10 protein-coding genes and 1 tRNA gene are annotated in these 11,611 nt (G+C 48.4%); 2 read left to right on the top strand and 9 right to left on the bottom strand.

The window, feature by feature from the left end; all coding sequences use genetic code 11:
- Nucleotides 1-14: 14 nt before the first annotated feature.
- The 7 genes from QGP82_RS04670 to QGP82_RS04640 form a co-directional block, all read right to left on the bottom strand.
- A complete protein-coding gene (locus tag QGP82_RS04670; RefSeq protein WP_499057349.1) occupies nucleotides 15-1,325 on the bottom strand; it encodes an ABC transporter substrate-binding protein in 1,311 nt (436 codons plus the stop codon).
- A 206-nt stretch (nucleotides 1,326-1,531) separates the two neighbouring features.
- Nucleotides 1,532-2,347, bottom strand: coding sequence for a carbohydrate ABC transporter permease (locus QGP82_RS04665; RefSeq protein WP_163670980.1), 816 nt, complete (start codon nucleotides 2,345-2,347; stop codon nucleotides 1,532-1,534).
- 10 nt (nucleotides 2,348-2,357) lie between these two features.
- The gene (locus QGP82_RS04660; protein WP_499057347.1) at nucleotides 2,358-3,284 is read right to left on the bottom strand and encodes a carbohydrate ABC transporter permease; all 927 of its coding nucleotides are present in this window, start codon (nucleotides 3,282-3,284) and stop codon (nucleotides 2,358-2,360) included.
- Nucleotides 3,281-4,486 carry an ABC transporter ATP-binding protein gene (locus tag QGP82_RS04655; RefSeq protein ID WP_499057345.1) on the bottom strand — a complete coding sequence of 402 codons (1,206 nt, stop codon included), beginning with the start codon at nucleotides 4,484-4,486 and terminating at the stop codon, nucleotides 3,281-3,283. Before QGP82_RS04655 ends, QGP82_RS04660 begins: the two co-directional genes overlap by 4 nt.
- A gap of 799 nt (nucleotides 4,487-5,285) precedes the next feature.
- Entirely contained in the window at nucleotides 5,286-6,182 is an 897-nt protein-coding gene (locus QGP82_RS04650) for a 3'-5' exonuclease (protein ID WP_499057343.1), read from the bottom strand.
- A 177-nt stretch (nucleotides 6,183-6,359) separates the two neighbouring features.
- A tRNA-Ser gene (locus tag QGP82_RS04645) sits at nucleotides 6,360-6,444 on the bottom strand.
- A 47-nt stretch (nucleotides 6,445-6,491) separates the two neighbouring features.
- Nucleotides 6,492-7,457 (bottom strand): TIGR04168 family protein, encoded by a 966-nt coding sequence (locus QGP82_RS04640; protein WP_499057341.1) that lies wholly within the window; start codon nucleotides 7,455-7,457, stop codon nucleotides 6,492-6,494.
- 55 nt (nucleotides 7,458-7,512) lie between these two features.
- On the opposite strand from QGP82_RS04640, the gene QGP82_RS04635 reads away from it, so the two are divergent.
- Both QGP82_RS04635 and nadA read left to right on the top strand, forming a co-directional pair.
- Nucleotides 7,513-8,349 carry an HAD-IIB family hydrolase gene (locus QGP82_RS04635; protein ID WP_499057339.1) on the top strand — a complete coding sequence of 279 codons (837 nt, stop codon included), beginning with the start codon at nucleotides 7,513-7,515 and terminating at the stop codon, nucleotides 8,347-8,349.
- A gap of 273 nt (nucleotides 8,350-8,622) precedes the next feature.
- Complete coding sequence (gene nadA, locus QGP82_RS04630) at nucleotides 8,623-9,579, top strand: quinolinate synthase NadA (protein ID WP_163670968.1); 957 nt, start codon at nucleotides 8,623-8,625, stop codon at nucleotides 9,577-9,579.
- 16 nt (nucleotides 9,580-9,595) lie between these two features.
- Here the strand turns inward: nadA and QGP82_RS04625 are convergent, their stop codons facing one another.
- Nucleotides 9,596-10,087, bottom strand: a complete 492-nt coding sequence (locus QGP82_RS04625; RefSeq protein WP_163670966.1) for a tellurite resistance TerB family protein — start codon at nucleotides 10,085-10,087, stop codon at nucleotides 9,596-9,598.
- Between the two features lie 261 nt (nucleotides 10,088-10,348).
- On the bottom strand, nucleotides 10,349-11,029 hold the full coding sequence (locus tag QGP82_RS04620; RefSeq protein ID WP_163671867.1) for a Crp/Fnr family transcriptional regulator: 681 nt from the start codon (nucleotides 11,027-11,029) through the stop codon (nucleotides 10,349-10,351).
- Nucleotides 11,030-11,611 lie beyond the last annotated feature (582 nt).

Below are 11,611 nucleotides of genomic sequence, written 5' to 3'. Positions count from 1 at the left end.
TTTCAAAGGAACGCTTACTTCACCAGGTCCTGAGCCTGATCAGCCGCCTTGGTAATCGCCGCTTCAGGGGTTTCCTTACCAGAAACAACCGCCTGTAATGACTCCTTGATGGTGTCAATAATCTTCAGGTTATTCTCACCGGGGAAGGAGTACCAGCGGAAGATGTAAGGAATCTGATCAATAGACGCCTGGTAGTTGGGGTTAGCCTCGTAGAATGCTTCGTCAACGGCTTCTTTGTGCATGGGCATATAGCCAGTGCCGTTCACCATAATGTTGTTACCAATGGGACCAGCGGCAAACATGGCATACTCGTAAGCGGCTTTGGCTTCTGCGGGGTCATCGGTAATGATCACAGCGGCATTACCACCGGTAGGTAGACGACGTTCGCCACCTTCATCCGTGGGGAAGAGGGCAGTCTTGAGGTTAAAATTAGACTTCTCTTGCAGGTTAGCCAGGGAGGAGGTGGAGCTAAAGTAAAACCCTACTTTGCCACTGACAAAGGACTCAATGCCCTGCTCACGACTCCAGTCCTGCATCACCCCTTCATCCACAAAGCTACGGAGCAGCTGAGCGGCTTCTACACCGGTTTCACCACCGAAAGTGATGTTGCTTTCACTATCGTCCATCATGCTGCTGCCCTTGGAGTACACCAGGGCTTGATAGGCCCAGTTACCCGTAATCAGGTAGTCATACCACATGCCAGTGACGTCACCACCCAAAGCTTGAACTTTCTTAGCTGCTTCGATGACCTCAGGCCAGGTTTGGGGAGGATTCTCAGGATCAAGACCGGCTTGCTCCAATAGCTCTACATTGTAGTACATGATGGGAGTAGACACGGCAAAGGGAATGGCATACTGCTTGCCGTCGAATTCTCCCAAGGCCATCATATTTTCATAGAGACCACCGTCGGTCCAACGGGAATCTGCCGCCACAAACTCACTCAGGTCACTGGCATGGCCTGCATCTACAAACTGACGCACCTGGTTAATGCCCTGGAAAGAAATGGTGGGGGCCTGTCGCTGGGTAATGCCCACCAGGGTACGCTGGGCCAGTTCTTCGTAGTTCGCCAGGGGAGCTTGGAGGGCGATGTCGATATTGGGATTCTCGGCCTCAAACTTTTCGATTGTCTCCCTGTGTACATCGGTAAATAGATCACCGTAGGGATAAGCCAAAGTGATGGTAACGGGGTCTTGACTATCAGCGGCGGCTGTGTCAGGGGAGGCAGTATTCTCGGAGGTAGTAGTAGCACCGCTGCAGCCAACAGCTAACAGCATCAGTGTGGCGAGAGCACCACGGGTTAATGTTTTTGCTAACGGTAGAGTCATAATCAGGATTCCTTACAACAAGTTAGTCGGAGATTATGCAGGAACTCAAAAAACAGAGGAAACACAAAGGCAAAGACACCAGATATCAGGCATTAGAGTAGAGATACTGCTAAGACCGGGTATCAACTTAATCTGGAAAATGTTGGTTGGGTAAGGTGTTGGGTATCGGGTGTTCGAAGACCTATTGACTGGCATCTAGCAGATTTTTACTTGATGCCCGTCATGGTAATGCCCTCAATAAACCGACGACGGGCAACTAGAAACGCAATGGTGAGGGGGGCCACAATTAGGGTGGCGGCGGCCATCATTGCCCCCACGTTGTCGCCACTGTCCCCCCCCTCAAAAAAGGTAATACCTAGGGGAGGGGTAGCCTTTTCCCAGTCATAAATCACCAGCAATGGCCAGAACAAATCGTTCCAGTGGACCACGATGGAGAAAATGCCAAAGGCCGCCAGGGTGGGTAACGAGAGCGGTACAATCAGATTCCAGAGAATGTACAATTCATTGGCCCCATCTACCCGAGCCGCGTCAATCAGATCTTGGGGAAAGGCTTTGAAGCTCTGGCGGAAGAGAAAAATGCCAAAGGCGCTGGTGGTAAAGGGCAAGATCAACGCCCAAGTGGTATTGATTAATCCTAATCTACCCATCAACAAGTATACCGGGATGGCGGTCACCTGGGGAGGAATCAGCAACACCCCCAACACAATGGCAAACAGCACCCCCTTCAAGCGAAAATCTTTACGGGCCAGAACATAAGCTGCTGGAATGGTCGTGAGATATTGAAACAGTAAAATCCCCAGGGTAACAATGGCCCCGTTGACAATAAACGAGCCCACATGGGCGTCAATAAAGGCTTCAGTGTAGTTGGCCCAATCCCACTGCTGGGGGAATAGCCTGATCTGAGCGTTATAAATTTCGTTCTCTGGCTTGACCGACAGACTCAGCATCCAGATAAAGGGGGTGAGCATGACCACCCCACCAATGGCCAAAATAAAATGCAGAAAGAGTTCGTGCTTTTTCATCAGAGGCTCCCTAACGGTAGTGGACGTATTTTTCAAATACCCGCATCTGATACATGGTCAGCAGCAGCATGATGGCGAAGAACAGTGTGGCGATCGCAGATGCCAATCCTGTCCTAAAAAACTCAAACCCTTCACTGTAGAGGGTATACAGCAGAATCTCACTGGCGTTGTTGGGGCCGCCTTGGGTCAGCACCTTCACCGTGTCAAAAATCTGAGATGACTTGATGATGGTGATGATAAAAATAAACAAACTGGTGGGACCCAGCATCGGCCAAGTAACGTGGCAAAACTTATCCCAGGGAGAGCGGGCACCGTCAATCAGTGCCGCTTCGTACAGCTCTTTGGGCACATTTAACAACCCGGCAATAAACAGCACCGTGTAGTAACCCACCAGCTGCCAGATGGAGATAAAGCCAATGGTGTAAAGCACCACGCTCTGGTCGTTGAGCCAGTTAATGGGGGTGAGGCCAAACAGTTTGAACAACTGGGCCACCATGCCAAACTGGGGATGCAAAATCCAGGACCATACCTGGGCCATGGCCACCAGCGTCGTGGTTACGGGCAAAAAGTACACCGTTTGCCAAAAGCCTTGAAAGCGATTTAACCCATTGATGGCCAGGGCCAGTCCCAGGGCCAGGAAGAATGACACTGGGACGACAAACAGGTCTAACTTGAGGGTATTGATCAGACTTTTACGATAAACCTCATCTGTAAACAGTTCTTTGTAGTTGTCTAACCCGATGAGGTCAATGGAGGATGACCCCAACTGCCAGTCGGTAAAGCTAATACCAATGGTGGTCAAAGCAGGTACTACAAAGAACACCAGCAACAAAAAGAAGGCAGGCAGCAGATACAGGGGGTAAATTATCCAGGGGGTGCGATCGCGACTCTTCACACGAGTACCTACGCGATCGCGACCGGGAGCAACCAGGGTCATACGCTTACCTCCTCTAGCACAGTAACTGTGGCCTGAGAAAGCCGGAAGCCATCCTGGTTAAATAGCAATGCCTGGGACCAGTCGGGTTGTAGATGAACAGTATCGCCCGGGTGCAGTTGACGCCCCACCATAGCCGCCACCCGAGCCACTAATTTCATCGGCTTTGTCGTATCATCCCCACTATTTTCCACTTCACCGATGGGATGAACAATGACTAGAAACTCGTTACCCAGATTTTCCAGGATGTGAATGCGTCCAGTGAAGGCATCTCGGGCCTGAGTGGGCAACAACCTCAGGGCTTCAGGCCGTAAACAAAGTGAGAGGGCCTCGCGCACCGGCACAGCAACACCATCAATGTGTTTCGGCACCCCCTGCAAATGATTACCAAAGCCATAAAGCTCTCCAACGGCTGGAGAGCTTACTGCCAGGGTATTAATTTTGGGACTGCCAATAAACTCAGCCACGAACAGATTGGCAGGGTTGTCGTACAGCTCACTGGGGGCAGCAATCTGCTGAATACTACCCTCATGCATCAACACCACTCGGTCCGACATAGTCATGGCTTCACTTTGGTCGTGGGTGACATAGATAAATGTGCCCCCCAGCTGCCGCCGTAGTTCAATAATCTCCGCTCGCATATCTGCCCGCAGCTTGGCATCCAGGTTAGACAGAGGCTCATCCATCAGGAACAATTGGGGCGATCGCACCATGGCCCTGGCCAGAGCAACCCGCTGCCGCTGGCCTCCAGACAGTTGCCCTGGCTTACGTTTTAATAGCTCCCCCAGGTGCATCAGGTCAGCCGTTTGGGGAACCTGTTCTTGCAGATGGGCTTCCAGGGTTTTACGAGCTTTGAATAGGTGACTAATAATGGGAATGCGTGTGAACCAGGGGGCCTGCATCCTCAGAGGAAAGGCAATGTTCTCAAATACACTCTTGTGGGGATACAGGGCATAGGATTGGAACACCATGGCAATATTGCGCTGAGCTGGGTCCAACTCATTGACGGTCTGCCCTGCAATCATCACGTCACCCTCGCTGACGGTTTCCAAACCAGCAATAATTCGCAACAACGTGGTTTTACCACAACCCGATGGTCCTACCAGAGAGACGAATTCTCCATCGTCAACGGTGAGATAAATATTGTTCAGGGCTTGACTGGCACCAAAATATTTGGAGATACCTTGTAGCACAAGATTAGTCATCGTTTTGGGGGAGTGCGATCATAGATGCTATGCCCAGAAACAGACCAAACATCTATGTTGTATAGATGTTTAGACATTAATTGTCGAGCATTCAATCCACATCAAGAGAACTTTAAGTTTGGATTAAGGTATGTATTTCAAAGAAAGCGAACGCTGCCTGGTAAAGCCTATGAATACAGACCATAGACTGTGTCAATGGCTTTGATTGAAGAACTTGAATAAGACAATTTTCTAGTGGACTGTCAAGACTAAGATTTAGGATAAGCCGTGGGGCGAGTAAAGAGTGCAGAGAGGGCACTCCTTTACCCTTTACTCTTCATCAATACATAGTCCTAATTTTTAGTTTGACACAGTATTAGCCCCAACTCTTTTGGTTACTTTAGGGTATTTCCCTTTAAGAGCTTTGGCCTGAATATCAATGACTTCCACCTGATGCCACCAGTCATCCCCAACATCAAACCAGTACCCAAAGAAATCTCCCTAACTGAAATTCATAGAAATGTTCTTCTTATCGATCAAAGGCACTAAACAGGAGCTTGTGTAGGTCCTTAAGGGTGTGGTCACCCTTAAGTTGAATGATGCGTGAGTTTCAGGATTATCTTCTATAAACTCTTCTGTTACTGGGCCTCTTCTGTTACTGAGCCATCAATGATGACGACATACAGAACAAACAATATTTCATCCGATTGTTTCGTTGCTTTTGTTTTACTAGCGATTATTATTGCTCTGTATTAAAACATTAAGGCGTTAGATACAGGAACATATACAGCAGGGGTGATTACGGAAAGTGTATGAATGTTCATAGCTTTACGAACCGAATGGTATTTGATGTCTCATAGCTAAACAGTCCATCTTCCAAGTGACGAGATTTAATCTCAGCTTTGACCAGTTGCTGATCAACAGCCTGTTTCAAATAGCGTTCAGGTAGTTCTTCCAAGGGTACCAAAGGTTTAATTTTTGTTGGTGTGCGGTACAGTTTCACCTGCTTGCCATTGCTCAACGGAATCGCCTCAGCACCGTTATCAATCAAATATTGAGTCACCTGGGCTTTCAAGGACTTCACCGTTGCATCCAAGGCATTGCGCTGAGCGGTCAACTCTTCTATCCGAGCCTGCCACTGTACTAGATCTTCTACGTCCTGAATATCCACCAGGTCCGGGTCGTCCTCTAATGAACTATTGGCTATTTCCTTAATTCGTTCCAGTGTGGCCAGACAGTCACCCAGAGCACTGTGATCACCCTCCAGGGCCTCAACTTTGGTAGCGCCCCGAAACCGTTGCCATAACCGCATGGCACATAGGATATCGCCAGTGTGGGGTGTATCCCTACCGTGGAGTATGGCAGTGGCATCCAACATGGCCATATCAAAAACAGCGTTATAGGCCACTAAGGTTTTACCATCCAGGTGCTCCACCACCTCATCATGGATTTCAGGCCATGCGATCGCACCCTTTGCTTTTAGCACGTCCCTTGTCAGTCCATGAATCGCCGCCGCTGCCGGTGCAATGGCATGCACCGGGTCCAGAAAATAGTTGCACAAAGTAGCCCCCACCGGGTCAATGATGGCAATTTCCAAAATCTCCGCCGTCTTACCTAGACCAGAGGTCTCAGTATCGAGAATGACGTACCGATCTGGATTTGCCAAAATTGCCTGGGCTGTTTGGATAGCATTGTTTCTCGCAGCAATAGGCGTCATAGCTAGATATCCGGTTAGATGTCTGTGGGTGACTAACTATGTATAAATCCAACTATAGAACCTATACCGACATCTACAGAGAATCTACATGTTGACTTGACACTCACTATCTACGCCCTTATGTGCCCGTGCCAAGGTCACCTTCAGCTATCAGGGCGGTTAAACTGAAACGTATAACGGAGAGGGAGGGATTCGAACCCTCGGAACCTTGCGGCTCACTCGATTTCAAGTCGAGCGCAATCGACCACTCTGCCACCTCTCCAGGTAAGATAGCTTGCTGACAAGCGCCAGAAGCATCAGCTAGCCATGCTAGCCCAAATTCATCACTACGTCTAGAGGGGGGATAGTTTTTGATGTAGAGCCATAGAGATATTCTTCAGATACGATGGTGTCTGTGTTATTGACCCAAACCAAACGGACCGTCTGGACAATACCGTGTTGCATTGTCACCAGGGTAAAGCTGCGATGCCGGCCACTGTTGGTTTCAATCACCCGAGGCACCTGGGCTCCGTTGATATACACCGTGCCGTAGTCGTCTACCACTAGACGCTCTCGCAGTCGGGTTTTATCATGCCTGAGTTCGTGGTGCATATGGCCAAAGGTAACCAGGGCTACATGCCGGTTAGATTGCTGTGCATGGGCGATCGCATCTGCAAAATCCGGATCGCCATAGTCACCGCCGCTACGTTTCCAATCTCGGCCACAGATATTATGAGCCTGGCTGCCAAAACCGGCTGGACCGTTGTGCCCCAAAAAGATGAGCGTGTCTTGTCGTGCTGCATCTACTGATGCACAGATTTTAGCCGTTGAGTCGGCAAAACTTGAAATGTTGTATCGTTCTCGATAAAACCGTTTGTAACGCCAGTTCGCACCGCCCCAGCTAAATGGACGTGCACCGACTACAGTCAGATTGCATTGGGGCACCTCCAATTTGCCAAAGCCGACATGGGAGCCACCCAAAGCGTCTAGCTGCTGTTGGACACGGTCCTCTTTGGTGTGATCATAAGGACTTTTTTTGCGGTTTTGCCGACTGGCTGTGTACCAGGCGTCGTGATTACCCAGAATGACAGCCTTAGGCACTGAGACAGCGGCTATCTGGCGGACAATGTCGATCGCTTCATTGCCAAAGTCACCGACAAACAGGGCCAGGTCTACGTTCAAAGCTTGCAAAGCATGGGCATCTGCATCGTTCCATTGGTCATGGACATCGCCGATGATAGCGATGGTTGTGGGATTTGAGATCGCGCCAGCTTTATTTGCCTCTATCGGCGTCATAAATCATTGTTTAATCTAAACATGTTCTGATTGGTCCAAGGTGCTTTTAATTCCGATGACCCAGCTGATTATTTTTACCGACCTCGACGGTACGCTACTCAACAGCGAGACCTATGATTACGCTGCGACCGTACCTATTATCCAGCAATTAAAGTCATTAAAGATCCCGGTGGTACCGGTCACCAGCAAAACGCGAGCTGAGGTCTCTACGCTCCGTAAAGATGTGGGGCTGACGGATCCATTTGTGACGGAGAATGGCAGTGGTATTTTTGTTGAAGTTAATCATAATCCCTTCCCTGAACCGCCAGGAGAACAGGAGGCAGACTATTATGTAGTGGAGTTGGGCTGTCCCTATGTCCAAGCGAGAGCTGGTTTACGGGTAATTGCGAATGAGTTACGTCATTCCTTACTGGGATTTGGCGATATGACGATTACCCGATTGCAGAAGTATACGGGGCTTTCGGCTAACGATGCGCAAGAGGCTAAGGCACGCGAATTCAGTGAGCCCTTTATCACCCCTAAAGCCCTGACCGCAGGACAAATCGTTGAGGCGGTTGAATCCATGGGGTTCAAGGTCGTGGTTGGTGACCGATTTTCCCATTTGATTGGACCTGAAGCTGGTAAAGGGAATGCTGTGAAGCGTTTGGTAGAACTTTACCAAAGTATCTTGCCACCTGAGGAAACCATCGTCACCATTGGCTTAGGTAATAGCCCGAATGACTTAGATATGTTAGAGCACGTGGACCATCCAATTGTGCTGCCAGGGGTTGAAGGACCCCATCCTCAACTAGGAAATCGTAGTTGGGAAATTGCGCCATCACCGGCCCCCCAAGGGTGGGTAGAGGCTGTGACATCCATATGCCAGCAGTTTGATGTGATTTTGAAAAATTAGGGAATGCACACTTAAGCTGGGACATCTTCTGGGTTATGCGGGGGGCAGTAGTCAGTGAGGCACTGTTCTCTGGCCTCGACTGACACCTGATCCCTACTAACTCCTGATCTCTGCTCCCTATAAAACAATTGCTCTATCTTGAAACCAACTACTTATTGAGGGCTATTTAATTAAGACATACAAAAGACCCTGCTGACATTTATGGTTAAAATAACTATAATTAAGTCACGTTGCAATTAAAATCAAACTAAAACTAGGCACGAGTTTATCTCTATGTTCACAATCGCATCAGCATCGGCCACGTTACCTAAGGATCTGTTTAGGGCCATTGAAGACTTGAAAAAAGAACTCAATGCCATTGTGTTGGCCCATTACTACCAAGAGCCTGACATCCAAGATATTGCTGACTATATTGGGGATTCGCTGGGGCTATCTCAGAAAGCGGCGGCCACTGATGCTGAGGTGATTGTGTTTGCTGGGGTGCACTTTATGGCGGAGACGGCCAAAATATTGAACCCTGACAAGTTAGTGCTGTTGCCAGATTTAGATGCAGGTTGTTCACTGGCGGATAGCTGTCCGCCGACAGAGTTTTCCAAATTTAAGGCCGCCCACCCTGATCATATTGTGGTGTCATATATCAATTGCACCGCTGAAATTAAGGCCATGAGCGACATTATTTGTACCAGCTCAAATGCCGTAAAACTTGTGAACCAGATTCCACCGGAGCAGCCAATTATTTTTGCGCCTGACCGTAACCTAGGGCGCTACGTTGCGGCCCAAACTGGACGCGATCTAGTGTTATGGCAAGGCAGCTGCATTGTGCACGAGACCTTTTCAGAGAAGAAAATGCTGCAGCTCAAAATGGAATATCCCAATGCCGAAATTGTGGCTCACCCTGAGTGTGAAGAGGCCATTTTGCACCACGCCCACTATATTGGTTCAACCACGGCTCTGCTCAAGTATGTAGAAAGCAGCGAGATTGAGCAGTTTATTGTGGTCACAGAGGCTGGCATTATCCACCAGATGGAAAAGCAGGTACCTCATAAGTTATTTATCCCTGCCCCACCCGATGCTAATTGCCAGTGCAACGAGTGCCCCCACATGCGTCTAAATACCTTGGAAAAGCTCTACTTAGCGATGAAAAATCGCACCCCTGAAATTACGCTGCCTGCGGACATTCAGAAAAAAGCGTTGGTGCCTATTCAACGTATGTTAACGATGAGTGCTTAGCCATGGATGTTGAGGTTTAGCCCTTCAAATGTTCTCGCAGCTGGTACGTTAGCAGATCAACCACATTACTACCCTGGGCTTGATTTTGACCAAGGGCTATTTGGGCTGATTGCTCAATCCGCTGAACGGTGCCACTCGGCAGCCCTAGCAAGTCTACTAACTTTTCATAGGTGGCTTGTTCGTCTTGGTTGATCAGATCTTCATCTGGTGTTCGAGCACTAGCACTGATCACCTCATAGCCCAGGCGTAGGACAAATTCCTTTTCTGCCTGAGTTGTGATGTTGGGGACTACCTCTTCTAGGGGAATATCCTGTACTAAATAACCTTGGAGTTCCTGTTTAACGGCCTCTTGAGCTTCAGGTGTATTGGCAAAAACCTGACTAAAGTTAGTGAGCATGACATCAGCCTCTTCTTTGGCTAAGTTGCCATCAGCCCATGCCAGTGCTAGCACGATGCGGAGCAGATTCATTTGACGAGGGGTAATAGACGGAGGCAGTTGAGTACCCATGAAGCTTCACTGTGTGGCACGGCATCTTAAGTATCTGCCTAACTTTAAGAACACCTCCGTGGGGCAAGATTTTTTTCAATATGTCGCAATAATTTGTAATCAGACTGATGCATCAGGGGGCATCAATTTGAGCTGGGAGATCTTGGTTAGTTAGGGCTCAGAAATCAGAAATCAGAAATCAGAAGCCAGTACCCTCCTGACTCCTGACCCCTGATGGCTATTTTGTTGGGAGCTGTCCTGATGTGAGTTGATACCCTATAACTACTTCTGTGCCAGCTGAGTCAGATGATTAAACCCTTTTAACTGAAGTGTCTGGCCATTATCACTGATGACAACCCAATCCTTTTCATGCAGCTTTTCCATAATCTTGGTTGCGTCATCTTTAGGAATATTGGCAATGGCGGCTAGATCATCAATCGTCAGGTTGAAAATTTCTGGAGCAGCGTTTGTCTTGTCGCCATAGGCTTCGGCTAGGGCGACAAGGGTATGGGCTAGCTTTACCGCCATGGGCTTGCGTCGCCGCTGAAAATGACTATTGGTATGGCGTAGTCGCTGTACCATCATCTGTAGCATGCGATGATGCAGGTGATGATCTTGAAAAAGGGTGTCGATGAAGTGCTGAGCTGGAATGCTTAGTAACTTAACCGGCGACAGAGCGACGACGTCCGTGGAGCGGGGGGACTCATCCAGGATGGCCATTTCCCCAAAGAAATCGCCTTTACCTAAAACGGCTAATGTAACGTAATCGCCACCGGTGTCATGGCGTACTTTAATCCAGCCAGCCACAATCAGGTAGATAGCATTACCCCAGGAGTCTTCCATGAGGACAGTGCGACCGGCTGGATACGTAAGTTCGGTGGATGCAGATAAAAGACCCGTTAAGGTTTCAGGATTTGCGGCATTAAAGAGTGGAAATAGTTCACTTAGGAGATCGGGCCGCATGGACTTTTTCAGGGTAAGTGTAGTCATATAGTAGATCTACGCGTGAGCAGCAATGCCACAAAAAGCAGGGTGGATGTATTTTCTTAGATACTCTCTGTGTTTGTTAAAAAATCGATAAAGTTGAACAAATAACTAGGTAGGGTTACGGAAATAGCTGTTGGACATCAACGAGCGATATTCGTAATTTTCATTACAGAGGTTAGGAAATGTGACATCCCATAGTCTACCCAGCTGAGGTGCGTTATACACGTTATCTAGGGGGAGGGGTCACAGCCTCAATGGGTGAGGGCCAATTGGGGAGTATGCTAAAAAAAATACATCCTGGTTTGGTTGCTGTCAGTGTATTTAAGGATTTTATTAGCCAGTTGGAATAAACGAACCGCCAATGGCTATTCCTTGCTCAGAATTTCTAATTTACAGCAAACGCTATCCCTAAAAAAATCCCAATGAGCCGATTAGCTCATTGGGAATATAGATGACACAAACGTGTCAGAGGATTAAAAAAGGGAACACAAACCAGCCAAGTGTCAAGCAAAAAATCGATAAGATTAACTGCAAACTTGCTTGTTGTATTTATATGTC

The organism is Leptothoe sp. LEGE 181152 (assembly GCF_032906605.1).
GTDB classification, from domain to species: Bacteria; Cyanobacteriota; Cyanobacteriia; order Phormidesmidales; family Phormidesmidaceae; genus Leptothoe; species Leptothoe turfae.
This window is presented reverse-complemented; position numbering and strand designations above follow the sequence as displayed.

Bases quoted from the DNA above. Each gene is read 5' to 3' on its own strand.
- QGP82_RS04640 (WP_499057341.1), bottom strand. From the start codon at position 7,457: ATGACGCCGATAGAGGCAAATAAAGCTGGCGCGATCTCAAATCCCACA.
- QGP82_RS04650 (WP_499057343.1), bottom strand. From the start codon at position 6,182: ATGACGCCTATTGCTGCGAGAAACAATGCTATCCAAACAGCCCAGGCA.
- QGP82_RS04635 (WP_499057339.1), top strand. From the start codon at position 7,513: ATGACCCAGCTGATTATTTTTACCGACCTCGACGGTACGCTACTCAAC.
- QGP82_RS04665 (WP_163670980.1), bottom strand. From the start codon at position 2,347: ATGAAAAAGCACGAACTCTTTCTGCATTTTATTTTGGCCATTGGTGGG.
- QGP82_RS04620 (WP_163671867.1), bottom strand. From the start codon at position 11,029: ATGCGGCCCGATCTCCTAAGTGAACTATTTCCACTCTTTAATGCCGCA.
- nadA (WP_163670968.1), top strand. From the start codon at position 8,623: ATGTTCACAATCGCATCAGCATCGGCCACGTTACCTAAGGATCTGTTT.
- QGP82_RS04625 (WP_163670966.1), bottom strand. From the start codon at position 10,087: ATGGGTACTCAACTGCCTCCGTCTATTACCCCTCGTCAAATGAATCTG.
- QGP82_RS04670 (WP_499057349.1), bottom strand. From the start codon at position 1,325: ATGACTCTACCGTTAGCAAAAACATTAACCCGTGGTGCTCTCGCCACA.
- QGP82_RS04655 (WP_499057345.1), bottom strand. From the start codon at position 4,486: ATGACTAATCTTGTGCTACAAGGTATCTCCAAATATTTTGGTGCCAGT.
- QGP82_RS04660 (WP_499057347.1), bottom strand. From the start codon at position 3,284: ATGACCCTGGTTGCTCCCGGTCGCGATCGCGTAGGTACTCGTGTGAAG.